At 61.8% G+C, this 24,626-nt stretch carries 27 protein-coding genes, 1 tRNA gene and 4 pseudogenes; 11 read left to right on the forward strand and 21 right to left on the reverse strand.

All coding sequences use genetic code 11. The features are described 5' to 3' along the window. Positions 1–100: 100 nt before the first annotated feature. Entirely contained in the window at positions 101–763 is a 663-nt protein-coding gene (locus RCH11_RS15425; protein ID WP_327057911.1) for a pyridoxine/pyridoxamine 5'-phosphate oxidase, read from the reverse strand. Positions 764–831: 68 nt separating this feature from the next. Here RCH11_RS15425 and RCH11_RS15430 point away from each other — a divergent pair. Further along, a tRNA-Arg gene (locus RCH11_RS15430) sits at positions 832–906 on the forward strand. 159 nt (positions 907–1,065) lie between these two features. Here RCH11_RS15430 and RCH11_RS18240 read toward each other — a convergent pair. The 3 genes and pseudogenes from RCH11_RS18240 to RCH11_RS15440 form a co-directional block, all read right to left on the reverse strand. Then, positions 1,066–2,082: pseudogene (locus RCH11_RS18240) on the reverse strand (tyrosine-type recombinase/integrase); the annotation flags it as partial. A 3-nt stretch (positions 2,083–2,085) separates the two neighbouring features. Continuing rightward, positions 2,086–2,682, reverse strand: coding sequence for a helix-turn-helix domain-containing protein (locus RCH11_RS15435; RefSeq protein WP_327057912.1), 597 nt, complete (start codon positions 2,680–2,682; stop codon positions 2,086–2,088). Between the two features lie 483 nt (positions 2,683–3,165). Beyond that, positions 3,166–3,981 (reverse strand): annotated as a pseudogene (locus RCH11_RS15440) (ISL3 family transposase); the annotation flags it as partial. Positions 3,982–4,046: 65 nt separating this feature from the next. Between RCH11_RS15440 and RCH11_RS15445 the strand changes: the two are divergent. The 3 genes from RCH11_RS15445 to RCH11_RS15455 all read left to right on the forward strand — a co-directional run bounded on the left by RCH11_RS15445 (position 4,047) and on the right by RCH11_RS15455 (position 6,988). Beyond that, positions 4,047–5,191 (forward strand): IS3 family transposase gene (locus RCH11_RS15445; protein ID WP_327057913.1). Its coding sequence is split into 2 segments (ribosomal slippage): positions 4,047–4,326 and positions 4,326–5,191, totalling 1,146 coding nucleotides; the frame shifts between segments, so codons are not numbered across the junction. 400 nt (positions 5,192–5,591) lie between these two features. Then, the gene (locus RCH11_RS15450) at positions 5,592–6,041 is read left to right on the forward strand and encodes a hypothetical protein (protein ID WP_327057914.1); all 450 of its coding nucleotides are present in this window, start codon (positions 5,592–5,594) and stop codon (positions 6,039–6,041) included. A 293-nt stretch (positions 6,042–6,334) separates the two neighbouring features. Next, positions 6,335–6,988, forward strand: coding sequence for a hypothetical protein (locus RCH11_RS15455; RefSeq protein WP_327057915.1), 654 nt, complete (start codon positions 6,335–6,337; stop codon positions 6,986–6,988). A 15-nt stretch (positions 6,989–7,003) separates the two neighbouring features. Here the strand turns inward: RCH11_RS15455 and RCH11_RS15460 are convergent, their stop codons facing one another. Next, a complete protein-coding gene (locus tag RCH11_RS15460; protein WP_327057916.1) occupies positions 7,004–8,257 on the reverse strand; it encodes a tyrosine-type recombinase/integrase in 1,254 nt (417 codons plus the stop codon). Between the two features lie 354 nt (positions 8,258–8,611). Here RCH11_RS15460 and RCH11_RS15465 point away from each other — a divergent pair, with 354 nt between their 5' ends. The 3 genes from RCH11_RS15465 to RCH11_RS15475 all read left to right on the forward strand — a co-directional run bounded on the left by RCH11_RS15465 (position 8,612) and on the right by RCH11_RS15475 (position 10,030). Then, positions 8,612–8,863 carry a type II toxin-antitoxin system Phd/YefM family antitoxin gene (locus RCH11_RS15465; RefSeq protein ID WP_327057917.1) on the forward strand — a complete coding sequence of 84 codons (252 nt, stop codon included), beginning with the start codon at positions 8,612–8,614 and terminating at the stop codon, positions 8,861–8,863. Next, positions 8,860–9,120: a Txe/YoeB family addiction module toxin gene (locus tag RCH11_RS15470; RefSeq protein WP_327057918.1), complete on the forward strand. Its 261-nt coding sequence runs from the start codon at positions 8,860–8,862 to the stop codon at positions 9,118–9,120. Before RCH11_RS15465 ends, RCH11_RS15470 begins: the two co-directional genes overlap by 4 nt. Before the next feature lie 472 nt (positions 9,121–9,592). After that, positions 9,593–10,030, forward strand: coding sequence for a GNAT family N-acetyltransferase (locus tag RCH11_RS15475; protein ID WP_327057919.1), 438 nt, complete (start codon positions 9,593–9,595; stop codon positions 10,028–10,030). A 40-nt stretch (positions 10,031–10,070) separates the two neighbouring features. On the opposite strand, the gene RCH11_RS15480 is transcribed toward RCH11_RS15475, so the two are convergent. Next, complete coding sequence (locus tag RCH11_RS15480) at positions 10,071–10,391, reverse strand: hypothetical protein (RefSeq protein WP_327057920.1); 321 nt, start codon at positions 10,389–10,391, stop codon at positions 10,071–10,073. Between the two features lie 541 nt (positions 10,392–10,932). On the opposite strand from RCH11_RS15480, the pseudogene RCH11_RS15485 reads away from it, so the two are divergent. Next, positions 10,933–11,163 (forward strand): annotated as a pseudogene (locus RCH11_RS15485) (VOC family protein); the annotation flags it as partial. Positions 11,164–11,345: 182 nt separating this feature from the next. Here the strand turns inward: RCH11_RS15485 and RCH11_RS15490 are convergent. The 15 genes and pseudogenes from RCH11_RS15490 to RCH11_RS15555 all read right to left on the reverse strand — a co-directional run bounded on the left by RCH11_RS15490 (position 11,346) and on the right by RCH11_RS15555 (position 20,888). Next, complete coding sequence (locus tag RCH11_RS15490; RefSeq protein WP_327057921.1) at positions 11,346–12,236, reverse strand: sigma-70 family RNA polymerase sigma factor; 891 nt, start codon at positions 12,234–12,236, stop codon at positions 11,346–11,348. Positions 12,237–12,712: 476 nt separating this feature from the next. Further along, positions 12,713–12,949: a hypothetical protein gene (locus RCH11_RS15495; protein ID WP_327057922.1), complete on the reverse strand. Its 237-nt coding sequence runs from the start codon at positions 12,947–12,949 to the stop codon at positions 12,713–12,715. Positions 12,950–13,087: 138 nt separating this feature from the next. Continuing rightward, positions 13,088–13,585: a hypothetical protein gene (locus RCH11_RS15500; protein ID WP_327057923.1), complete on the reverse strand. Its 498-nt coding sequence runs from the start codon at positions 13,583–13,585 to the stop codon at positions 13,088–13,090. Positions 13,586–13,641: 56 nt separating this feature from the next. Next, a complete protein-coding gene (locus tag RCH11_RS15505; RefSeq protein ID WP_327057924.1) occupies positions 13,642–14,235 on the reverse strand; it encodes a hypothetical protein in 594 nt (197 codons plus the stop codon). A gap of 127 nt (positions 14,236–14,362) precedes the next feature. Continuing rightward, a complete protein-coding gene (locus RCH11_RS18245) occupies positions 14,363–14,641 on the reverse strand; it encodes a DUF4304 domain-containing protein (RefSeq protein ID WP_442789059.1) in 279 nt (92 codons plus the stop codon). Positions 14,642–14,656: 15 nt separating this feature from the next. Beyond that, positions 14,657–14,932 (reverse strand): hypothetical protein, encoded by a 276-nt coding sequence (locus RCH11_RS15510; protein WP_327057925.1) that lies wholly within the window; start codon positions 14,930–14,932, stop codon positions 14,657–14,659. Positions 14,933–15,278: 346 nt separating this feature from the next. Continuing rightward, positions 15,279–16,076 (reverse strand): annotated as a pseudogene (locus RCH11_RS15515) (integrase core domain-containing protein). Positions 16,077–16,102: 26 nt separating this feature from the next. After that, positions 16,103–16,408: a hypothetical protein gene (locus RCH11_RS15520; RefSeq protein ID WP_327057926.1), complete on the reverse strand. Its 306-nt coding sequence runs from the start codon at positions 16,406–16,408 to the stop codon at positions 16,103–16,105. Between the two features lie 197 nt (positions 16,409–16,605). Beyond that, a complete protein-coding gene (locus tag RCH11_RS15525) occupies positions 16,606–17,259 on the reverse strand; it encodes a VOC family protein (RefSeq protein ID WP_327057927.1) in 654 nt (217 codons plus the stop codon). 261 nt (positions 17,260–17,520) lie between these two features. Beyond that, positions 17,521–17,712: a hypothetical protein gene (locus RCH11_RS15530; protein WP_327057928.1), complete on the reverse strand. Its 192-nt coding sequence runs from the start codon at positions 17,710–17,712 to the stop codon at positions 17,521–17,523. Positions 17,713–17,838: 126 nt separating this feature from the next. Further along, positions 17,839–18,351 (reverse strand): hypothetical protein, encoded by a 513-nt coding sequence (locus RCH11_RS15535; protein ID WP_327057929.1) that lies wholly within the window; start codon positions 18,349–18,351, stop codon positions 17,839–17,841. Positions 18,352–18,389: 38 nt separating this feature from the next. Continuing rightward, positions 18,390–18,911: a hypothetical protein gene (locus RCH11_RS15540; protein WP_327057930.1), complete on the reverse strand. Its 522-nt coding sequence runs from the start codon at positions 18,909–18,911 to the stop codon at positions 18,390–18,392. A 417-nt stretch (positions 18,912–19,328) separates the two neighbouring features. Then, positions 19,329–19,784 (reverse strand): bleomycin resistance protein, encoded by a 456-nt coding sequence (locus tag RCH11_RS15545; RefSeq protein WP_327057931.1) that lies wholly within the window; start codon positions 19,782–19,784, stop codon positions 19,329–19,331. 158 nt (positions 19,785–19,942) lie between these two features. Then, entirely contained in the window at positions 19,943–20,125 is a 183-nt protein-coding gene (locus RCH11_RS15550; RefSeq protein WP_327057932.1) for a hypothetical protein, read from the reverse strand. An 85-nt stretch (positions 20,126–20,210) separates the two neighbouring features. Next, positions 20,211–20,888 carry a cold shock and DUF1294 domain-containing protein gene (locus RCH11_RS15555; protein WP_327057933.1) on the reverse strand — a complete coding sequence of 226 codons (678 nt, stop codon included), beginning with the start codon at positions 20,886–20,888 and terminating at the stop codon, positions 20,211–20,213. 167 nt (positions 20,889–21,055) lie between these two features. Here RCH11_RS15555 and RCH11_RS15560 point away from each other — a divergent pair, with 167 nt between their 5' ends. The 3 genes from RCH11_RS15560 (at position 21,056) to RCH11_RS15570 (ending at position 24,577) form a co-directional block, all read left to right on the forward strand. After that, the gene (locus RCH11_RS15560) at positions 21,056–22,315 is read left to right on the forward strand and encodes a 6-phospho-beta-glucosidase (protein ID WP_327057934.1); all 1,260 of its coding nucleotides are present in this window, start codon (positions 21,056–21,058) and stop codon (positions 22,313–22,315) included. Beyond that, positions 22,312–23,343, forward strand: a complete 1,032-nt coding sequence (locus RCH11_RS15565; protein ID WP_327057935.1) for an N-acetylglucosamine kinase — start codon at positions 22,312–22,314, stop codon at positions 23,341–23,343. Before RCH11_RS15560 ends, RCH11_RS15565 begins: the two co-directional genes overlap by 4 nt. Before the next feature lie 142 nt (positions 23,344–23,485). Next, on the forward strand, positions 23,486–24,577 hold the full coding sequence (locus tag RCH11_RS15570) for a glycerate kinase family protein (RefSeq protein WP_327057936.1): 1,092 nt from the start codon (positions 23,486–23,488) through the stop codon (positions 24,575–24,577). Positions 24,578–24,626: the final 49 nt, after the last annotated feature.

Raw genomic sequence — 24,626 nt, forward strand, 5'->3', positions numbered from 1 at the left:
GCGAGGCCCGACGCTCAGTCCTGCCCGCGACCAACAATCCCACCTAAATCGAAATCAGGCAGCCACCCCGAGTCGGTCGGTGGATCGAGGCTAAGGGCAGCTACGGCCAGAGCAGGTCGCGCACCCAGCCGTCTCCGTCACGTCGGTAGCGCAGCCGAAGCTGGTCCCGCTCACGCGCGGCCTGCCAGAACTCGAATTCCACCGGGCGCACAAGGTAGGCCTGCCACTCATCGGGTACGTAGTCGGGATCGGCGTCGATGCGCTCGCGAGCCGCACCCACCACGGCCTCGTATTCCGCATCCGTCGCCGGCAGCGGCTCGCTCTGCTGGCCGCCTGCCGCAATCGCCCGGGCGTTGGGATGCCGTTTGAGAAAGTCGATGCGAGCGAGCTCGCGCGAGCCGGGCTCCACGTCGCCCACCACGCGGATCTGCCGCCCTTGTTCCCGCCAATACAAGAGGAGGGCTGCGCGCGGATTCTTAACGAGGTCGCGTCCCTTGGGGCTCGACGACAGGGTGGCGAACCACAGGCCCTCTGGCGTCACATCCTTGAGAAGAAGGGTGCGGGCGGATGGCGCACCTTCGGTGCTTACGGTAGCGATGGCCATAGCGTGGGGCTGAGACACCCCGGAGTCGAGAGCGAATCCCAGCCACTCTGTGAGCAGTGAAGTCGGGTCCGCCGGGGCGGCATCCGTATCAAAAGTCGGCAGTTGGCCGCTGAAGACGGGCAGCGCTCGCAATCGGTCGCGCCAGGAGGAATCGGTCATACAACCAGCCTACGTTTCGACCCGACCGTGCGGCTGGCAGCGGGCTGGTAACGTTGAGGTGCACTTGGGCCCCCATAGCTCAGGGGATAGAGCACTGCCCTCCGGAGGCAGGGGCGGCAGTTCGAATCTGCCTGGGGGCACCACCATAAAAAGCCCGTATTCATTGGGATCGAAGGCTCCTTATCCACAAGGCGCAGGGTCGGCTTTTCACCATTTGCCCACATTTTGCCCACATTCAAATTTGTTACCACCTGATTCAGCGCTACCGCAACGCTGTCGAGATCGGTATCGAACAGTTCGGCGTACGTGTCTAGCGTCTCTTTGGCGGAGCTGTGCCCCAGCATTCTCTGCAGCGCTTTCACGTTCGCCCCGGCACTCACGGCAAGGCTGGCGCAGGTGTGACGCAGCTCGTGCGGTGTAAGCCCTGGCACACCGATCTCGTCGGCTGCAGGGTCGAAAAAGCCTCGACGGAAGACCCGATTGCGGAGCACTCCCCCGGCCTTCATGCCCACGAATAAAGTCGCATCGGGCTGTCTGCCGGCACGCGCTCCCTCAAGGTACTCGAGCAGGAATTCGGGAACGGGTATCGACCGCTCCTCGTAATCCTTTGGTGTGGAGGCTTCAAGGTATCCGTTGATCTCGATCATCGTGTTCTTGATCTCAAGCCGGGACCGGTCGAGATCCACACTGCCCACAGTCAGCCCCGCCAGCTCTCCCCAGCGGAGCCCGCAGTAGGCCAGCACGAGGACGATGGTCCCGTATCCGTCCCCGCGCTTGTCAACGGCCGCGGCCAGCGCGTGAACCTGCTCGTGGGTCAGATATCGCTTCTGATTCTTGGACACTTTGGGGAGCTTCAACCTGGCCGCGGGGTTGGCTGCTATTCGCCCGTCATCTACGGCCAGCTGCAGCGCCCCTGACAGGGTGTTGACGATCTTTCGCACAGACCACGGCGACTGAGTTTCCGAGAGCTGAGAGGCCCACTCCTGGACGCGTAGACGGTTCAGATCACCTATCGGAATGCTCCCCAGGGGAGGCGTGATGTTACGCCGGATGATTCCCTCTATCCGGTCGAGCGTCGACGGGCGGAGATCCGATCGTGTGGCTGTCCAGGTTGTCATCCACTCGGCCACCGTGACTCGTGCACGAGTCGGATCGACATAGGCGCCGCGGCTCTTAGCGACCTCCACAGAGGCTAGAAACAGCTCTGCCTCACGCTTTGTCTTGAACCCGCGTTTGTCTGTCTGGGAGCGGTCAGGCTTCCGATAACGCACCCTGTACCGCTTGCCCGCCGCGGTCTCATACGGAGTGACGCTAGGCATTTGCTAGATCCGCTTCTCTTCATCGCCCATATCCTCGGGGTCCCAGCCAACCGCCTTTAGCGTGATCTGCACTCGGTAGTCGGATAGCAGCTCGTTCCATGCAGTTGAGTAGTCACCGATTCCAGCGAACAGGGCGAGCGGTGCCCATATTTGATCAAGAGGCACCTTGTTCCCCTCAGCGTCATCGACCCATGCAGTCGGCTGTTCGGAATACAGCCGAAGCGCCTCGGTGTAGGCCAACCGTTGATACTTGAGCGTCCGCATTTGCTCCACGGTGTCGAATAGCGCTTCCGCGTAGTCGCGCCCAGTGTGGCGAACTTCATTGGCTAGTGACTCGGGAGACCCGGGAAACTGGTCGGCCAAGGTCTCAACGGGAACCCCAACCGCCTCGGCAAGGCTCACCGCCTCACCGACCGTGACCTTCCTGGAGCCCTTTTCTATTTTGTAGATCGTCTGTTGATGAAAGTCGAAGCCGCGCATTGTCATGTGCTTCGCCAGATCCTCTTGCGTCAAACCTTTGGCCTCACGCTTTGCCCGGATTGCTGCAGCGAAAGCTTCGTCCGCAGATGGGAAGGCGCCTCGCGCGCTAGTTTCGCTCATGCCTCAAATATATCCGGATGAGTGTGTGCTTGCAATCCCGATTGGTGTGAGTCATAATAGTGTGACACCGTACACCAAACAGGAGAGCAGCAATGGACAAATATCTATCACCCGAGCAAGTCTGCGAACTTATGCCGGGAATGACCCCCGGTGCACTGGCACAACGGCGCTTCATCGGCCTATCGCCCCGATTCCTCAAGCCCTCGCCAAAACGTGTGCTCTACAGGGAATCAGACGTTATCGAATGGATCGAAGGCTCGGTACGCACGCAGACCGACCGCACAGCAGTCGCGTAATGACTGCAAACAAAAGGCCAGCAGGAGCTGTAACTCCCACTGGCCCAAATTGCCCGAAAACCCAACGATCAAGTAAGGAAAACGAACTCATGAAATCTACTGAAATCGTAACAGTCGCACCCTCGGCAGGACGTAACCGAGTCACAAATAAGACGCTGATTACCGGCTCTCCTGACTCTTCCGTGGGTTAAATCCGGCCGGGGAGTACCGGTTTGTGGCCGCCGAGGCTGAGCATCGCGAGGGCGATGAGGGCGTCGGGGGAAGCGAAGCCAAAGGCGATGCGGGTCATGAGTCGGATCTTGGTATTCATTGATTCCACGCGGCCGTTGGAGAGGCCGTGCTCGATCGAGGCGAGGATCGCGGCCCGGTGTTTCACGATGCTGCGTTGGAGTTTCACAAACGTGGGGATGCGGCAACGTCTGGCCCAGCCGACCCACTTGTCGAGTGCTTCGCCTGCTTCATCGATCGGGAGTTTGAAGATGACGCGGAGACCTTCTTTCAAGTAGTAGGCCCGGCCGAGCCTGGGGTCGGTCTGCACGATCCAGGCGAGCTTGACCTTCTGTTTCTCGGTCAGGTTCTCCGGGTTCTTCCAAAGCGCATAGCGGGAGTTCTTCACCCCGGCGGCGCGGGCGCTGTCCGGGCGGGGCGGGGCGTCCTTCGGAGGTCGGCCCCGAGTGCGTCTGGCGTCGCCCAGTCGGGCGGCTTTCCGGGCATCGTTCCATGCCGCCCGGCGTACCTCATCGAGGGCGTCGGTGGCCCATTTGACGACGTGGAACGGGTCAGCGCAGCGGATCGCGTTGGGGCAGCGCACGGCGACGACAGCGGCGATCCACGCGGCCCCGTCCGCGGAAACATGCGTGATCTGGGCTGAGCGTTCCGGGCCGAGCGCATCGAAGAACGTACCCAAAGTCGCTTTGTCCTGCCCCGGGGCCGCCCAAACGAGTCGGCCTGAGTTGTGGTCGACGACGCAGGTCAAATACTTGTGTCCGCGCTTGTAGGAAAGGGACTGCCCCCGGTTTGGTTGACTCCTGACCTGTGGAGATTCGTTTCCGCTGGAAGGATGTCACCATGCCCAAGCCCTACCCACCCGAGTTCCGGCGCGATGTCGTCGCGGTCGCTCGCAAGCACGAAGCCCCGCTGAATCAGATCGCGAGGGACTTCGGGATCTCCGAGTCGTGCCTGGCGAACTGGCTGAAGAAAGCCGACGTCGAAGAGGGGGTGAAGCCCGGCGTCACGGAGAAGGAGTCCGCTGAGCTGCGGGAGGCGCGGAAACGGATCCGGCTGCTGGAGCAGGAAGCCGAGGTGATGCGCCGCGCGGTCGCGTATCTCTCCCGGGATGTCAACCCAAAATGATGTACCCGCTGGTCCGCGAACTGGCCGTCGACGGGGTCCCCGTCACGGTGACCTGCCGGGTATTGCACTTCTCCAAACAAGCTTTCTGTCAGTGGCTCCGAAACCCGGTCACGCAACGCGATTGGGACGACGCGCACCTGACCAACGCGGCGTGGGACGCCCACCAGGACGACCCCGCGTTCGGCTACCGGTTTATCGCCGACGAGCTCAACCATGCGGGTTTGAAGGCGGGCGAGAACCGGGTCTGGCGGTTGTGCTCCCAGCAGCGGCTCTGGTCCGTGTTCGCGAAGAAACGCGGTCTGAGGGGCAAAGCCGGCCCGCCCGTCCACGACGACCACGTCCAGCGCAACTTCACCGCGACAGGCCCGAACCAGCTGTGGTTGACCGACATCACCGAGCATCGCACCGATGAAGGCAAAATCTACCTCTGCGCGATCAAGGACGTCTGGTCGAACAAGATCGTCGGCTACTCGATCGACTCCCGGATGAAAGCGTCCCTGGCCGTCGCGGCGGCCCGCAACGCGATCGGGCAACGCGACATCGCCGGCACGATTCTGCACTCGGACAGAGGCTCGCAATTCCGCTCTAACGCGTTCGTGCGGGTGTTGAAGAACAACGGCATCACTGGGTCGATGGGCCGCGTCGGCGCCTGCGGCGACAACGCCGCGATGGAGTCCTTCTTCGCTCTCCTGCAGAAGAACGTCCTCGACCGGCAGCGATGGTCCACCCGAGAGGAACTGCGCCTGGCGATCGTGGTCTGGATCGAGCGGACCTACCATCGGAAGCGTCGGCAACGCGGCCTCGGTAAACTCACCCCAATCGAGTTTGAGACCATAAACATGGCCCTCAACGCCGCGTGAAACCACTAACCCACCGAGTCAACTGAACCCGGGGCAGTCCCGATGATGGGCACCGCGTACTGAGTAACGATCTGTATGAGGCGATCAACGCAGTCGGTCAGACTTGCACGTTTGAGATCCTCGGCCCGGGTATCTATACCCTGTTCTCCCGCGAGTGGGACTGGATCCGCGAGCAAGGCGGCCGGCCTCGTCGGACGCTTTAGACGGTTCGCTCATATTCAGGGCACCACCATTGCACGATGTCCTCCCCCGCTATCTCGCAGCGTGTCAGGCAATCGGGACAAGTCGATCTCACGCGCTAGTCCGTAAGAGGGCCGGCTCACGGCGTCACAGCGACCCCGGACAGGTCCCTTTGAGATCGCCGATAGTAATCAGACGTGGAATTCGTTATCGTCAGCTCATGACGGACAAAGCGCAAGTGAAAGCAATTTTGCATGGCCTCATGGGCGAGACCATGGAGGTAGATCTCGAGGGACCACCATTCCAGCGCACGATCGAGGGGAACTGGTTTAGTTACCTCAACGGGGAATTGCTCCCTTGCTTCGATTACCGTCTGGGGCAGGATGAGACGTCACTGGAGCAGCACTACGACTTCAGGGAAAATAGTCAGGCCGTCACAGACAAACCGCAAGTAATAGCGATTGCTCATCTGCCCACCGGCGAAACGCTGAAGGTGGAGATTGAAGGGCCTCCGTTTCCCACCTCGCTTCCCGGGAGTATGTTTCCTCTCCCAATGCAGGCAGTAAATTTCATTGTCCTTCATCGTCCGGAGCAGGATCCGGAATCGTTAGAGCAGCACTACGACTCAGACACGGGATACCCTGCTGGAGCTCTTCAAGCTGACGACTAGGTTTTGCCCACATTTTGCCCACACTTGCCCACAGAACTACCTGATTCATCCGAGTTGATATGAGCTATTTCCCCCGTATTTCCGGGGTTTTCAGCGTTTCTCTGAGCGTCAATTAGTGCTCAAAACACCCTCCGGAGGCAGGGGCGGCAGTTCGAATCTGCCTGGGGGCACCATACGAAAATGTTGGTTAGGTGGGTCGTGCCGATCCCGACACCACCGGCGAATCACCCTCGTGGCAACACTTTGGCAACACTTACTAATAGCTCCACGTGCACTTGTGAGAGCATTCCTAAATGGCCGAAGTTCATCGTTGGCTCCTAGACGGAGAGCTAGCCCCGGTCGGTGGAGGCGTCGCTTTCCTAGACCGGCCCCTGGACGAAGTTGTCGCGGCCCTCGTCGAATGGAAAACCGGTCTTGAACAAAAGCTCGAGACATCCCCTGGCGGCGCATTCCCGCACTGCCTTACAGCCCTGGACCCGGTCCAATCGCCGTGGACCGTTGAATTGCTCATCGAACACGGGGACTGGACCGCCTACCTCAACAACTCGCGAGACGGCAGTGACCTCTCCAATGACTACCTGAGCCGAGTGCTCGATTGCCGCTGGGTCAGCGGGCAGCACCATCCGTGTTCGGCCGCCGGCCACGCCATCACGGAGTTCAAAATGGCGGGACCCGAGGGCACCACGCCCGGCATGAATATCCGCACCGTCTACAGCTATGCAGCCGATGGGCGCTGGGATTTCAACGCCTTCGGCGAGGTGCAGCCTTTCGAGCAGACGCAGGCATACACGGCTCGCCTGAAACGAGACCGCATGACCCGCGAGATGCTGATCGACTATCTGGACCATTTTGGAATCTATCCCGACGATGGAACGAGTTTCGGCCGCTCAGTTGTGTTCCGCCAGATCGTGGAATGGAAGAGCTACACGAACTCATTAGCAGGCTAGCGGGAGTATCTCGGTTTACCTCCCATCAACGGTGCAGCGGCCGATCTCATCGCTTGATTGCACGCATGCCTGTCGGTTCCAGATGCGACCCCGAGATAATCCGCCCTCACAACAGGGAATCGCTCGCCACCTCCTTCCGTGCCATCTGCTGAGCGACTTCATCCCCGCGCGAACGATCGCCTTGTCGAGTGCCGCCGACACCGCATCGAGGTCGTTGTCAAACAGATCTGAGAACACGTCGAGCGTCACTGCGCCCGACGCATGGCCGAGCATCCGCTGGACGGCCATGACGTTCGCCCCGGCACTGATCGCGAGACTCGCTGCTGTGTGCCGCAGTTCGTGAGGCGTCAGCCCATCCTGGCCGATCATGTTCGCGGCGTCGTCGAGCCAACCGCGCCGGAAAACGCGGCCGCGCAGCCAACCACCACGGGCTGCCGCGAAAGCCGGTGAACCGCCTTCCTTACCCTCGACGTGGGATTTCAGGTCGGCCAGGATCGACGCCGGCACCGGGATCGATCTGGCCTCGTAGTCCTTAGGCTCGGAGTCCAGCTGCACTCCATCGACTTCGACGATTGTGTGTTGAACTTCGAGCCGGCCGCGAGCGAAGTCGATGTCCTGAACCCTCAGCCCAGATGCCTCGCCCCAGCGCAGCCCGCAATACGCAAGTACTTTCACCAGGAGGCCGTAGTTGTTGCGCTCACCCCGGTACATACCCTTGCCGAGCGAATCGACGCCGTCGGCGAGTTCCCGGGCTTCATCGTGGGTCAGATACCGTTTGACGGGCTTACCAACCTTGGGAAGATTCAACCCGTGGGCTGGATTGGCGGGGAGCCGTCCGTCCTTCACCGCCATCTGCAGACTGCCGGAAAGCACGTTGACGATCTTCCGCACACTCGATGGAGACTGCGTTTTGGAGAGACCACCAGCCCAGCCCTGGACCGCGCCATGGGTCAACGAGCCGAGCGGGTAGCCGCCGAGCGAGGGCTTGATGTGAAGCGCGACGATACCGCGAGCTCGCTCGCTTGACGTTGCGCGCCAGTCTGCGCGGCCATCCATCCAAGCGTCGAGCCACTCCCCTACAAGCACGCGCGACTTTGAAGGGTCGATGTAGGCACCGCGACTCTTGTCGATCTCGACACTCGCGAGGAACAACTCTGCCTCGCGCTTGGTCTTGAAACCGCGCTTCTGGGTCTGAGCGTGGTCAGGCTTTCGGAACATCGCTCGGTAGCGCTTGCCTGATTTGGTTTGGTACGCGCTGATGCTTCCCATGATTCGACAGTACGTCGGGGCGCTGACGCTATCTCGAACAAATCAACTCGACGACCGGCAACTCACTCACCGCGTCTCACCACATCGACTTCATCCCTCAACTTTTTGCTTATTTGCCGCACCCCTTTACTTCCCAACCTCCCACTCCAAGAGCTTGCGATGGGTGTGGGAGGTTGGGAAGCGCGCGCAGCGCGGGGGTGGCGGCTGATCGGCAAAAAACCAGCCCCAGCTGTTCCTTTGCGTATTCCAGCCCGTGGAATATGCAGAGGAAGCCCCACGATCAACCTTCCTCTGCGATCCCGCCATGTCACCATTGAGTGGTACGCTATCGAGTACTACTTACCGGAGGCGACAATGTCGGCAATCACCGCGACCGAAGCACGAAAGAACCTGTTCGGGCTCATCCAGCAGGTCAACGATGATCACACCGTCGTCGAGGTCGTGTCCCGGCATGGAAACGCGGTCATCGTGTCGAAGGACGACTACGACGCGATGACCGAGACGGCCTACCTGCTGCGGAACCCCGCGAACGCCGAGCGGCTGCTCGCTGCGATCGAGCGTGCCCGGCGCGGCGAGTTCGAGCAGCACGATCTCCTGGACGCGTGACGCGGACGATCGCCTTCGACCCCAATGGGTGGGAGGACTACGTCTACTGGCAGACCCAGGACCGCAAGACTCTCAAGCGCATCAACCAGCTGATCACCGACGCGCTGCGCGATCCGTTCGCTGGCATCGGCAAGCCCGAGCCCCTCAAGCACATCCTCTCCGGCGCGTGGTCGCGCCGCATCGATGACGTCAACCGCTTGGTCTACTACGTCACCGACGACCACATCGTCATCCTGCAGGCCCGCGAACACTACTGATCTGAAGTCCACGCTTTCCGCAAGGCGGAGCCGCGGCATCCCGGTGGCAACAGAATGGCAACAACTGAGGCAGGCACGGGGTCATCAAGCACATCCGAGGTCACTTTGGAACCCAGCAAGTAGGCGGGAGTTCGGGCGTTATCGGTGCAGACCGCGCCTAGCTTCCGCCCTCCGGAGGCTGGGGCGGCAGTTCGAATCTGCCTGGGGGCACCACGGTGCGCGAACTCAATTCCGATTTTGACAGCTATTCCGGACCAGCGGCCCTGTGGAAGGTTCCGCCGTACTACCGGGGCAACAACGGCTCGCGATCAACGCTCCTAAGCGCGAACCCTTCCGGGTAGGGCAAGGGTATACGGGCATCGCGACCCATCCGGATCGGCGCTCCCCCAGGAGCTGCCTACCAATAACCGCCAACCGTCACGCTTGCGAACCCGCGCTCAGGATCGCCCATCATCACCGCTAACCTCGGCGTATGTCGGAGATTGGTTATGTGGTTCGCCGGGCCCGTGCTGACGACGCGGAAGAAGTTTTTTCGCTTGTGAAGGATTTTCCTCCGGAGGTAATCCCAGACCACCAAGCATTTCAGGCCTCCTTCGCGGCGCTAAATGACATCGCCGGGAGCGTCCTTTTCGTCGCGGAAAGTGCGAGCGGAACTGTCCTGGGGTACATCCTCGTTTCTTGCCATCCGTCCTTCCTCGCAAATGCTCCCGTTGCGTGGGTGGAAGAAGTCATGGTCGCAAATGGCTGGCGGCGCAAAGAGGTGGGGAAGGCATTGATGACCGCTGCGGAGGACTGGGCAAATCGATGCGGCGCGGCATACGTTGCTCTAGCAAGTCGCCGATCCGCACCGTTTTATCTAGCGTTAGGGTACGAGGACTCCGCTGCTTTTTTCAAGAAAGCGCTCACGTAACCAATTGGCTGATGCCGCTCACGGCCATCGTCCGTCCGGCCTACGAACGAATCAGCGCGATGATTTCCGAAGCTACGCGCTCTGGGTCGATCAGCATGTGGAGGTGTCGGCCGTCCAGGGTTGCGACCGGCCATCCTTCGGCTTCGGCTCTGCGTTGTTCCTCCGCGTAGGTGCTACCGAAGGCGAGGTATCCGGATGGCGTTTCGTTCCATCCGGCTTCGATCTCAAGCTGTCCGAGTAGGAAACCGATCGGTAATGTCGGTTGTTTCGCCTCTATGAGTGATCGGGTGGCCGGGCTAGGAACGAGAACTGCGGGAACGATCCGCTGAGTACCCGATTCGACCGGGACCACAGCGTCCACGAATACAACTGAGGATATGTTCCGTGATGCGATGAGGGCAGGAATGAAACTGCCGGCATTGGAATGCGGGACCAAGATCACCGGGTAATCGGAGGGGACGGCCGCAGCGTACGCGATTGCGGCCTCCTCCGGAGTCGATGGGGCGAATCCCTCGTCCGGGGCAATGACTACATCCCACCCGAGCGTTCGCAGGTGACATGCGACTGGGTCCCAAGCTGCCGGTCCCAGCAGACAACTCGCCATGAGCACGATGACTGGCTTCTCTCCTGACTTTCCGGCTGAAGCCGAGAGATTCTGCATAATTACCTCCGTGGCTAAACGGTAGCGTCACAGCGAGAAGCGCACACGGTGTTCCCCTTTCGATGATCCCGCAAGACTTCCAATTGTCGGGTCCGCTCTGCACCCACATCTGTCAAAGATCGGCACTGGCCTGCGTTGGGTCGTTTGCGGTGGACACCCATCGGGGCCGAGCGGCACGATTGAGAGACATCAACGACGGGACAAGCCCGTGCACATCATCCGCATCACGACTGACCTCACAGTGCCCGACATCGAGGAGGCGAGGGCCTTCTACGCGGACTACCTCGGGCTCAAGGGGGAGGACATGGGCCTCGACTGGGTCACCCGCTTCGTCGTGCCCAACACCGGGGAGCACATTCAGCTCGTTTCGCGGGACGCGACATCGCCCGAGAACCCCCTGCTCACCGTCAAGGTCGACGACGTCGATGACGCCTACGCGGAGGCCCGTCGCCGCGGCTACGAGGTTGTTCATCCCTTGACAACGGAGCCGTGGGGTATTCGCCGGTTTTTCGTCCGCGCCCCCGATGGGACGGCCCGCTGGGAGTTCGGCTCGCGAGACTCGGTGCACGGTTGGCCGTTGGGGTCAACTGTTACTCGACCGGTGTGGCAGATGCGCCCATGGCCGTGGTGGGAGCCTCGGAAGGTTCGGTGGGTTCACACACGGTGTTGGCCTTGGCGGTGCTGGACTTGGCCCAGGACATTCGATTGCGCTCGGAAGTCGATTCGCTTCACCCTTCCACGATCGATTGTGAAGTCGAAGACTATTTTCGGTTCTCCGCGGTGGATCCAGGCGGCTGCTGGCCGATCCGCAACGTAGATGGGGAACGCGGCTTTGGCTGCGCCATTGAAGAACTTCGCCACCTGTTCAGCCCCCTCCAGGAGGTTCGGCGTTCCGAGGGCGACTGCGGCCTTGTCGCCTTCCACCACCACGTTGGGGGCGAGCAGTTCCAGCAAATGGGTGAAGTCACCATTTCGGGATGCGGCCAGGAACGCGTCGACAACTTGCCAATCGGCTTGCCTCCCAAAATTAGTAGACCGTGTCGCCGGCTGCGCTATTTTGCCTCGCGCCCTGGACGCCAGCTTGCGTGCGGCCGCCGGTGACCGCCCCAACATTTCCGCGATCGTGGAAAAGTCGAACCCGAAGCTGTCGTGCAACACAAACGAAACCCGCTCGGTTGGGGTCAACCGATCAAGCAAGATGTGAAGGGCGAGACCAACCGTCTCAGCGAGAGCAATCTCCTCAGATGCGTCCGGTGCATTCTCAGCCAGGTCAACGTCCGCTTCCGGCACCGGGATGCGGGCCCGCAATCGGTCCAAACACAATCGGGTGGTAACTGTCGTCAACCAGCCCGGAAGATTGTCGATGTCGCCGTCCGCCGCATCCATTCGCAGCCACGCGTTCTGGACGACATCCTCAGCTTCATGCGGCTCGCCGAGTACTCGCCCTGCGATCCGCAGCAACCGGGGCCTGTGCTGCTCGAACTCGGCGGTCTGGTCCACCGTGGTCCTCGTCTTCATCAGCCCGGTCGGACGGTCGAGGCTCAACTTAGTCCTCAGGAAGCGCGGCGAACGCTTTCTTTGCACCGGAGTACCAGTCCATCGACTGCTTCGGGTGTTTCCAACGGTTTTTCATGTCTTCACGCGCCTGCATGTGTGTGGCGTTACCGTCTGCGACCGCCTGCTTGAGGTGGCGGTCTTGGTCCTTAATTATTTGATCGGCTGTGACGGCATGAAGCTCGTGGTCACACGGGCCGCCCAGCTGTCGGCATGTCATTGTTTTCATTAGTGAGCTTCCCGTTCGTTTGGTTGCGCAGGGCTGCGAAATGCATCCCTTACCTAGCTGACGATTCGAGCGGGGTCTGTGTGACCGCAGACCGCTTAAGTTTTCGGAGAAGGACAGTATGGCCAACCCGATGAGGGCAGGCCCGCGCCCAATCTGACCGTGCTACGTCCGAAAGGGAACGAGAGGCGGGAAGGCTGTTTTCTCATAAACGCATATCCACTGGGTCACACGCCTTGCATCACCGCCGCGACCAGGAAATTTCGTTCGACTTCCTACCGGCCCATACGAGCGTGAGCAGGAACGCGACGAAGCAGACTGCGACCGCCGCCCAGAACCAAGCCGACGCGTGGGACGCCAGATTGGCGAAGGAGGTTCCAAGGAAGAAAAAGATGAGCGGCAACACGAATCGCGGAGTCCAAGCCATTCCGCAATACAAGCCGACATAACGACTGTTGGCAATCACCGCGAAATCCAAAGGTCTAACTGTGACGCAACTCCACGGCGATCTATACGGCGTGAACTCCGTTCATCCCAATGAATAGTTGAAATGCGGAAAACAAACTTCATACGTTTCCTATGCGTAACTCCACGAGATGGCGCTTCCGGATCAACATCATGCGCGGGCCGAGTACAGGCACCAGACGTATCCCAGGGACGAACCGCCCGAGTCGCCCTCTCGAAGTTGATCGCGACCTACATTTGTTTCGACACTGACTGCCTCTGCCGGTTCGATTCCAGCGGGCCAGTCCGGAAAGTCCACGGGGTTACCCGTCAGGAACGGAACAGTCCGCCCGTCTCGAAGATGCACCGTGAAGATGCTGTAACCCATCCCTGACTCCCCCGCCTCGTAGATTAAGTTTGCGAGCGCGGGAGGAAGCCGCACGGGACTGTCTTCAATCGACGCCACCTCGGACACGTCGAGGAACGGGCGATTCGGATCGTTGCCCCACATCTCCAGGAAGGCCGACTCCTCCACAACATAGACGCGCGACAGCACCTCCCCTGAGTGCAAGCGAACAAGACAAGGGGCGTACTCCAGAAGCCGGTCACGGCTAGTCGCCACACGAGCCAGTTGATCAGCCAGGCCCATCGGAAGAGATGGTGCGGACATGTTCCCTCCAAATACCTAACTGAAGCGGAACTCCACCAGATGGCGGCTCCAGTTGATCATTCGGAAAACGAAGCGAGCTGACGAAGTGCGTGGTCCAGGCCGACGACATCAGTGACGTCCTGGAACAGGATCGGTACTGGGTTGATCTGAAGAGGATCCCAGCCGGTGAGAGGACCCATCATCGCCGACATTGACATCGAGGTTCGGCCGAACGTCCTGCGCAGGTTGGCGTCATCGGGGAACCCAAAGTTGACGGTGATCTTGCGACGGTCGCGCGTCCACGTCGATGACAGGGTCTGGGCGTCGACTCTGGTGCTCTTCATCGATCGCGGGCCGAAAATGATCGCCCGGTTCGAGGTCAGAAAGTAACTCGTGGTGCGGCGTCGGTAGTGACCGACGAAGAACCGTAGAACCACGATGTAAACCCCGATGACAACGAAGACGCCGCCGAAAAGAGCGAAGAAACCTGGGGCACCCGACCTGAGGACCGAGAACTCCCAGAACACCGCGAAACCTGCCCAGAGCAGGCTGAATGGGATCAGCAGGGCATCGCCTGGCGAGAACCAGACGTCGACATCCGGGCCGCCCGACCACAGCACCCGCTCGCCGGTCGTCAGCGTGGCGGTGACACGCTCAAGACCATCGCTCATACAGAGATCATGGCAGAAGCCGAGTTGAACTTATGTCACCCACACGAGGTCCAATGAGGCGGCGCACGACATCCATAGTCAATGGGTAGCTACACGTTGAAGCAGGTATGCACCATGTCGCGGCGCATCAGCCTTTGGCGTGTCGAGGAAGCCACGGAGTGACAAAATTACCTTTTGGCTGTTCTCGCAACCACGGGATTCCAAATTCGCGGATGTCGTGGATCACCTCAACAGCGATGCTGAGCGTCGGCCCGTCAGCGGGCACCTTCCACCAATGGTCGCGACCACGGGATAGGAAACCCAGTCGTTCATGGTGCGGATATAACCGTTGAGGCGATCGGCGCACCTCGTTCGCACTCAAGGCCGATTCGATCGGATCGGCTGCAAGGTTGATCGTGAAGCTCACCTCGAGGATGTCGTCCTAGGCCGAGCGCTGAAAATCGAGAGCCAGAAGATGCGTATCTGACGGAAGTCGAAACTTTTGACCGCTCCCTTTGAACCCGAGCTCCCTCAACCGTGGCGCGATTTCGTTCTTGGCCATCAACACGAAGGCCTGCTGAGCCGTGGGGAGCCGAGCTCTCCGGCGGTCGACGATGGCCTCCTCGCGAATGAGAAAGCGCTGAAGAAACTCCTGCTGCTCCGCTGGAGTCTGCTCCCACCGAACGACCTTGATCTCAGGCGCCTGGTCGTCGGCCATGCAGCAAGGATGTCAGCCCCTGTACGAAAAGGCCGCTGCCAAGAAGTTCGTAGCTGCAGCCAGGTGCCTAACTGCAACGGAACTTCACTACGTCCCGCGCCCCTATTCGCCCGTTGACAATCCCCTCTATGTGAGGAGGCTGAGGTCATGAGGTCATATGCACAGTTTGTCCCCGTGATCTCTCTGACGCTCGTTCTGATCGGGATCGCATTCATTTTATTGAATCAGGACTACGTAGTTGGATTTCCTGCTTTTGCCATCGGAGCTGTCGGTCTGATTTCCCTCGCGATTACTCGGGGTCGTTCTCGAAAGAAAGATGATCAAGACGTCTAACTGTGACGGAACTTCACTGGGTGTATCGCCCAGGGAGGTTGGTTAACCGGCTGATGGGTGGCTGGCCCCCGATGGCGCTGTGGGGTCTGTGGTGATTGTATTCGTGGATCCATGTTGGGAGAGCGTTTCGGCGGGCCGATTCTCTGTTGTAGTGCCTGCGGGAGGCCCACCGGTCGGCGAGAGTGCGATGGAACCGTTCGATCTTCCCGTTGGTCTGGGGTCGGCATAGACGACTCGGGAATAGTCATCGATGGCTGTATAGATAAACTCTGTGCCGAGCAGGGGTTGGCGACGGTCATTGCGTTTTGCCTCGACGGTCGCGGCACGGTTGCGGTTGCCCTGCTGCCGACCGACGTAACGGCGTCCGCCGCCGTCGGGGATGTTGCCAAACTTCGTCACGTCGACATGGATCATCGATCCGGGATTGTCGTGTTCGTAGCGACGCACGATCTCGCCGGTGCGTTTATCGATAGAGCGCAGCCGGTTCAGCCAGCAGCGGACCAACACCGCGTGCACCGTTGATGCCGGCATGCCCAGTTTCGCGCCGATCTCGATCGGGCCCAGAGGTTGCCTCCATCGCAGATGCCCAATTTTTCCGCACCAGGGCAGGGTTCGTCTTCGTCGGGTTCGAATGCGGTCTGGATGATCGGTGCACCATCCCGTCACGACTCATCACCACATACCGTTCAGCCCACCGCTTCGCGGTCAGCCAGGACAGGTTGAAATGCAAAGCGGCCACCCGGACCAGCCACCCATCATCAACGGTGTGACGCCCAATCCGGAGACGGTGAGAGCGAGTCGTCACACCGATTCAACCAACGTCCCTGGGCAGTACACCTAGCTCGGTTCGATCAGCTTGCGGATGATGCAGTGGTTCTTGCCTTTTGGCCGCTCGTAGTTAAAGCCGGCCCGCTCGAACATGGCGCCGTCAAGCGCGGCCATGGTTACACCCTCACCGCGATAACGCCGGTCGACGAAGAAGCAGGTGATCTGGTTCTCGGGGAGACAATCGACGTGTCCCGTCGAACACCAGAGCCGCGTCGGCGCGACCGGTTTCGATCCGTCGCCGTTGTTCCTGGAACACAGGGCGGCGAACGCCTTCCAGGTTTCGCCCCTCAGCGCCTTGATCGTGTGCTCGCCCATCGTGAGCCTGCTCACATTGTCGTGATGCACTTAGGCGAACAGCGTCGCGCTTCCCACCGACAGTCAAGCTGTCATTGCCGAGTGGCACCGACTTCTCGATGCGCCCGCCGCTGGCATTCGGCACAACTGGCACCCGCACTTACCCACCAAAGAATCACTCAACGCTGGCGACCACTGACCCAAAAAAGCGCAGTCGTCTAGTCTCTGATGTCCCTCCACGGCGCGACGTCCACCTCGTTGCCCTCGGCGTCAGCAAGCGTCCACCAGTGGGGTGCGTGCGCGTCGTTCACGATGTGGCCGCCGGCGGCCAGAGCGGCGGCGATGCGCGCTTCGGCCTGGTCGCGTGGCACCGAGACGTCGATGTGGATGCGGTTGCGTTGCGGTCGTGTTGCATCCATCTGCTGGAAGGTGACCCACGGTCCACGACTGAGCGGGTCTACTACATCCTCATCTCCGAACCGGTCGTAGCCGAGCACTGCGCCCCAAAACGGCAGCACCTCCGGAATGAAGAGCGAATCGATTGAGACCTGCACGGTCTGCACCTTGGAGGGGTCGGCCGAGATGCCAAGCTCACGTGCGGCCATCGAGATCTGCTGCGCCAGCGCCACGTCACGGTCGCTGATGTCGCCGACCTCGTGTGTGAACAGGCCAACCACCACACCGGGGTAGCGCAGGTCGATATCCGGATGATGATTCGCCGCGTCGGCAAGCCGCCCGATGATTTCGACTAGCGCGACGCCCCTGGCGAATGAGCCGGTAGCAAAGTACGTCTTCGCGCCGTCGAAGAGCACCCTCCAATCCTCAACGCCATCGGATGCGTGGAACTGCTGGGGAGAGATGCGCTCGGCCATGTGCGCCTCCAATTCTGAGGATGCGTTAACTCTGCACTTCGGCACCGAGTGAAGTCAACCGACTGATGCGGGAGTCCGAGCTGTGACACATCGATTGACAAAATTGATCACTCAGCAGTTGACAAATTTGACGACCCACTAGAGAAATAACCACCCCGATGAAAAACGACAAGAATCGTCCACCCGGCCGACCCGCTTGCGGGCGTCATCCGCGGGCTAAGAGCTGTCTGCTTCGGAGAGGCCGCCTTGTCCGATTGAGTTTCAGATTAGTCCAGTGCCGACGGGTGCAGCTTCGTCGACTCCTGTCCAGACTTCGGTCATGTCGCTGATGAGGTCGTTGCACAGTGTTATGAAGGTGGCTACCTCGAAGTGGTTCAGCTGTCCCTCGATCTCGGCTGTGACGTGAGCACGTCCGACATCCCGCTCCGCCTGGCCGACGCAGTCCTCAAGCACGAAACCCTGGAACCCGGGATACTCCGCGTTGAGGCGAACCCGGGCGCCGGTCGAAAAGCGCGACCCGACACATCACCGCCACGGACGATAGGAATCCCGCTACTCGGGTCGGCGGACAGCACCCAGCTACTGCCCGGGCTGCACCACCGGAACCTGGACCAAAGCTGTCTTATCGGTCTTCTTCGGCGGCGTGCCCGGCCATTCCCCGAGTTGCTTTCTGAGGCTCACAGATCCGGTGACGACGATTGATGGCTGGTCAGCGGTTGTTTTCAAGTTAGTCCAACCGGCGCTTTTCCCGACCGCATCCAAGTTCACCTGGGGGGTAGTGGTGAGCACGATCCCTATGCCGTCGGGGTTGTGTTCATTGATCGACCACATCGTCGAAACGATGTAGTCGACAAACGCGGCGGTGTCTTTCGGTTGAAAACCTGGTTTGAGGTCGATCTCGACATCTTCTCCCCACTCTTTCTGGAAACCGTTGTAGGCGCCCTCAACGGTGAATTTTGCTGACGATACGCCCGGTATCGCGAGGACCGTGCTTCGAGCCGACGCGATGCTTTGCCCCCCTTTTATCGGGTTTGAGCATCCACCCAGCGTTATCGAGAGCAGACACACCACCACCAGGCAGGCACCTGTCACAGCCCGACGTCTCAAGGGCCCGGCACCAGTGGCGATTGTCACTTGCGTACCGCCGCGTAGTCGGTGACGGTGAGGGTGCCGCCCAAAAATCTGGTGATATTCGGGTCATTGTTCACGGTCGGGTTGTTGATCGCCATCACCGCGTAATGATTTGGATTGTGGACGTTGGCGGGATTCATGGTCGGGTTGCTCTCACCGACAAGAGGGTAACCGGTATGGTGCACTGTAGTCCACGTCTTCGGGTTGGTTGCCCAGTCAAGAGTGGGAACGAGGTCCTGACTTCCCTCCACAGCAACGACATGAATGGTGGGCGAGATCGGCATCGTGCCGATCGGGGATCCGGCAGTAACCGCCTGCTGAATGTTGTAGTCGCTGGAAGTGGCGGCGATCGCCCCGGCTGTAATTCCACCGAGGCTGAAGCCGGTGACCATCACCGGTGGTGCACCGTCCCCGGTCGGGATCTTCGCTTGGACCATAGCATCGAGGACCGCGTTCGCCAGCGCGGTCTGGTGGCGGTACCGCATCGCATATACATCGGAGGTGACATCATGCGGAACCATGCCGGCCACAGGATTCCAGGAACTGGTGCTCGGAATTATGACGACGGCAAGTTTTTCTGGCTCGGTAACGCTGCACTGAACAGAACAGAACAGTGGAACGTCACAGCTGGCTTTATCAGGCCGGAGAAACCTCTGAATGAGCCGTCTCGCGAGATGTTGACGAAGAAATCAGCGTGCGTTCCCGTGTAGTTGGCATCATCGGCGTGTGCGGAGGCCTCTGTTTGCAGGCGTCCCATCCTCACGGTGACGAGGTGACCTCTATGACGATCCTCAACCTGTGGGACTCATCGACCAGGACCTCGAACTCCATGCGGTGACGAACTTTCAGCACCCCGCGCTCGAGGGCACTTTGTAGCTCCCGTGACCCGCTAGCTCGCGTGATTGAACGCGACGGTGGGTCTATTGCGCAACGAGAATCTATTGCGATTGATCGAGGTCCCGGATGCGATTTGCGCCTCGCCGACCGACAGAGCACTGGAAGCGAATCAGATATCCATCCGGATCGGTGACGAGAAATTGTCGTACGCCGACTTCCTGATCGTCAATGCGGTACCACTTCGTCTCCGGCGGCATGAACAGCGAGACGCCAGCCGCCCGTAGCGCCGCCAGAATCGGCTCGACGTCGGACACAACCACCTGGAAGTTGACGCCTCGGCCGTGAGGCGCCTCGAGTGGCCCGGTGAGCCAGTTTCTTCCAATCCCTGCTTGTTCCAGCATCACATGGGCGGCTCCTCGCATGATGTATGCGAAGCCCTCCGCCGGCCGCTGATAGCGAATCTCGAAGCCACAGAGTGTGCACCAGAAACCGATGCTGGCGTCTACGTCTCGAACCAGGAGTTCTGGCACCAGTGCCGGGTCCAGTCCGATAGTCATCCCGACATGGTGTCATGCCTCTTGAGCAGCGTCAGTCAGCGTGGTCGCTCCAGACCGGCCAGGCGAAGCCCTGCTCCGAGCCCCCGTGGGGCCCGGCCGGTATCGTTCGACGGCGCCCGCCCCGGTCGTCAGCTCAGCCGACCGGCCTGCGCGCGAAATCAGGACAGGCGTTCGTCGATCTCCTGGATGGCTTCAACCGCCGCACTCAGCACGGCGTCGACCTCGGTGATCTTACGATTGAGAGTGTTGGGGCCAGCGTGATAGAGCTCGCCGGCCTGGTCGACGGCGGCTTGGAGTTTCTCGCCAGCGGTGGTGGCCTGTACTTTAGCGTTGATCGTCATGAGCGAACCGTCCTCACACAAGAAAAGTAGGGGGAGACCCTCCCGGGTCAAAAAGATTGTACCCGCCACCGACTCGAAATAGGTATCAGATGCTGCTCTGAAGTCGCGTCGAGAGCACCGCGCTGAAAGTGACGAAGGCGAGCACGTTGAGGATGACCGTGCCCCAGAATGTCGACCGGAAACCGGCTTTACGTGTCTTGTGCCGGAACGCCTGTTGGCCGATGATCGCCCCCGGCCAGCCCCCGATGATGCCGAGCGCGAGGAGGGAGCTTTCAGAGATGCGCCAGCCCCCACTCGTGGCAGCCTTCTTGTCGACCGCGTAGACGATGAAGGAGAGGATGCTCGTGACCAGGTACACACCGAGCACCCAGAGTGGTATCGGCCAGGCGAAGCTCACGAACACGTAGACCAGAAAGAATGCCACGATCGCAAGGTAATCGAACGATGCCGGGCGTCGGCCGGCAAGTATCCGCCTGGCAAAACCCCACCGAGTTGGCTTGGCAGCTTCCCGTGGGGAAGCAGCAGCGCGCACCATCCGCTCTCCGGTGACTCGCCGTGCCATCGATCGGCCATCGGAGGCCGTCTCGATCTCGAAGCTAACCGATTCTCCGAGGATGGGGCGTACCGAGGCGCGAGGGAACGCCGAGATGTGCACGAAGACCCGACGATCGCCGACATCGGTGGTGAGGAACCCGAAGCCACGATCGTCGTTCCAGGAGGTGAGGGTGCCCGTGACGCGAGTGCCATCGTCAACGTCAACCATCCATCGATGCTATCCGTGACGAGACGCCCCATTCGACTCGAAACGGGCGAAGCATGTCACAGTGGGTCCATGAGCCTGGCTGACCGGGCATGCGGAGTCCATGAGCAGCCCGAGTCCTTGAAGAGGGGACGAGCACCAGTTCGGCGTCACAGGCGAAGGAACACACTATGAAACTCACTGTCATCGGTGGCGGCTCGACCTACACACCGGAACTCATCGACGGCTTCGCGCGCCTGCGCGAGGTGCTGCCAATCGAGGAACTCTGGCTGGTGGATCCGGATGCGCACCGCCTTGAGCTGGTCTCCGGGGTCTCGCGACGCATGTTCGCCCGCGCCGGGCATCCCGGGGTCATCCACGCGACTTCGGATGTCGTGGCCGGGGTTGAGAACGCCGATATCGTGCTGCTCCAATTGCGCATCGGCGGCCAGGCAGCGCGTCACGGCGACGAGACCTGGCCGCATCTGGCCGGGGTGATCGGACAGGAGACCACCGGACCGGGTGGTTTCGCCAAGGCCCTGCGCACGGTGCCGGTGGTGCTCGACATCGCCGAACAGGTTCGGCGCCACGCGAAGCCGGATGCCTGGATCATCGACTTCACCAACCCCGTCGGAATCGTCACGCGCGCCCTGGTCAGCGCAGGGCACCGCGCCGTCGGGCTGTGCAACGTCGCCATCGGGTTCCAGAGGCGGTTCGCCGCCATGCTCGACGTGGACTTCCACGACGTGCAGCTCGATCATGTGGGACTCAACCACCTCACCTGGGAACGCGGAGTCATCGTCGGCGGCCGAAACGCCCTGCCCGAACTTCTCGCCTCGCACCTCGGCGACCTCGCCGAGGAGGTGGAACTGCCGCCGGACCTGTTGTCGCTGCTCGGCTCCGTGCCCTCGTATTACCTCCGCTACTTCTACAGCCACGACCAGGTGCTGCGCGAACAGCTCGGCTCCCCCACCCGCGCCGAGGCAGTCATGGAGGTGGAGGCCGAACTGCTGCGTCTCTACGCCGACCCGCACGTTGACACCAAGCCCGCCATCCTCGAGAAACGCGGCGGCGCGTATTACTCCGAGGCGGCGGTGGATCTCATCGCGTCTCTTGTTTCGGACCGGCGCGACGTACAGGTGGTGAACATCCGCAACGATGGCGCGCTGCCGTTCCTGCCCGACGATCACGTGATCGAGGTGCCGGCGACGGTGGGATCCGCGGGCCTCACCGCGCTACCGATCGCCCCGCTTCCGGATGACCTCGCCGGCCTCATCGCAGACGTCGCAGGCTACGAACGGCTGGCTCTGGATGCCGCGGTGAACGGCGGCCGCGACCGCGTACTGCGGGCGATGGTCGCCCATCCGCTCGTGCGCCAGTTCGATCGCGCCGAGAAGCTCACTGACCTGCTGATCGCGGAGAACAGTCGACATCTTGCGTGGACCCGATGACCGCTCCCCATTCGGCGGGCGTCCACCCTCCGCACGGAGTTGTCGTGGCGATCGACGGCGGTGGCTCGAAGACCGATGCCGTGGCGGTCGACCGTGCGGGCGTCGTGCGGGCCCACTCTCGCGGTGCGGCATCCAATCCCCAGACGCAGGGTCTCGATGTGGCCGTTGCGGTGGTCGACTCTCTCGTGACCGAGGTGCTCGAAAGTGCGGGGCTCCCCCTGCTCGGAACCGGCGTTTTCGTCTCCGGACTCGACCTCGAGGTCGAGATCGAGAGCTTTCGCGAGGCCGTCGCCCACCTGCCCTGGGCCGCGATCGGCAGCTCCCTCGTCGACAACGACATGTTCGCCCTCCTTCGAACGGGCACCCAGGAGTCAAACGCCATCGCGGTGGTCTGTGGGACCGGCATCAACGGTGTCGGCGTGCGAGCAGATGGCGAAACCGCTCGGTTTCCTGCGCTGGGAGCGATCTCCGGGGACTGGGGCGGTGGATCCCAGCTGGGCGAGCAAGCGCTCTGGTTCGCCGCACGCGCAGCCGACGGTCGCGGTGCCGCAACGGAATTCAGCCGGTCCATCCCCGACTTCTTCGGGCTCCCCGACATCCGCGCCGTGATCGAGGGGCTCCATTTCGGACAGATTTCCGGGGCGAGCCTCGCGCTACTCTCGCCGATAGTGTTCGACGCCGCCGACGCGGGCGACCTGATAGCGGCCTCGATCCTCGACCGACAGGCCGAGGAGATCGTCTCGCTCGCCGGAGCCGCCATCGCTCGGCTCGACCTGGACGACCTGCCGGTTCCGGTCGTGCTCGGGGGCGGAGTTCTTGCTGCCGGGAACCTCTCCTTTCTCGCGGCGATCGAACAGAAGCTCAGCCGACGGTGCCCGCTCGCCCGGATACTGCTCGTACGCGACCGTCCCATCGTCGGTGCGGCGCTCCTCACCCTCGAAGCGGCTGGTGCGGCCCTTCAGGCCACGGTTTCTGCGCGGTCCGCGCTGGCCACGACATTTGCCCGATTGGATGAGGCACACGGATGAGAAGGAGCATCCTTCTCCGGTCAGTCGTTGTCGGAACAACGCGGGCGAGCCGATCGGGTTCGTGACAGTGCCTTCGGCCGGGGCCGCCGCTGGATAGCGCTCGCTGCGCCGCTAGCATCGTGAGGGTGACTGGCACTCTCCCATGAAGGTCGTGATCGCCCCCGACTCTTTCAAAGGCTCGCTCGGCGCCCTCGAGGTGGCTCGGGCGATCGCCGTCGGCTGGGAGTCGGTGCGTCCTGGGGATTCGCTCACGCTCATCCCGCAGGCGGACGGTGGTGAGGGAACCCTCGACGCGGTGGAGGCGTCCGTGCCGGGTGCGGTGCGGCGTGATGCCGGACCGGTCACCGGTCCCGATGGCCGGTCGACGCCCGGAGCCTGGCTCACGCTGCCGGATGGCACGGCCGTCGTCGAACTCGCGCAGATGTGCGGGATCCCGCTGATGGGACGCCTCGATCCACTCGGTGCATCGACCGTGGGGCTCGGTGAGGTTATCCGCAGCGCTCTCGCCTCCGGGGCATCCCGGCTAGTCATCGGGCTCGGCGGCTCGGCCTCGACGGATGGTGCCGCCGGCGCCCTCGCAGCTCTCGGCCTGCGCGCCGATACTTCCCTCACCGCGGGCGGGGGCAGCCTCGGATCGATCGGGCTTCTCGACCGCTCCCCGCTCATCTCCCCGCCGCGAGGCGGTGTCACCCTGCTCACGGATGTCTCGGCCCCCCTGCTCGGACCCACCGGGGCCGCGGCGGTCTTCGGCCCGCAGAAGGGTGCGTCGTCCACCGAGGTGGCGCTGCTTGACTCCGCTCTCGCCCACTTCGCCAGCCTCCTCGGCGCCGACCCCGGCCTGCCAGGAACCGGGGCTGCGGGAGGCGCCGCTTACGGATTTTCGGCGGCCTGGGGTGCGCGCATCGAGCCGGGGGCCGACTACCTCTGCGCCCTCACCGGGGTGCCGCTGGCCATCGCCGGGGCGGATCTGCTGATTACCGGCGAAGGACGGTTCGATGCGACATCCGGCACCGGAAAGCTCGTCGGCACCCTCATCGGACTGGCGGGTGAGCACAGAATTCGGGTTGCCGTGATCGCCGGGCAGCTTGCGGTGCCGCCGCTCGGCTCCGACGGCCGGCCGCTCTGGGCATCCGGGCTCGCGGATCTCGCCGGCTCGGCGGAGCACGCGATGGCCGATCCCTGCCGCTGGCTGCGTGCTGCCGGGGCTGCCTCTGCGGCCGCGCAAGAATACTGACCCGAACCCCTCCGCGCGCACGAGGTAACTTTCGCACCAGGACCCCCAC

This window comes from Glaciihabitans sp. GrIS 2.15 (assembly GCF_035984695.1).
Taxonomy (GTDB): Bacteria; Actinomycetota; Actinomycetes; order Actinomycetales; family Microbacteriaceae; genus Lacisediminihabitans.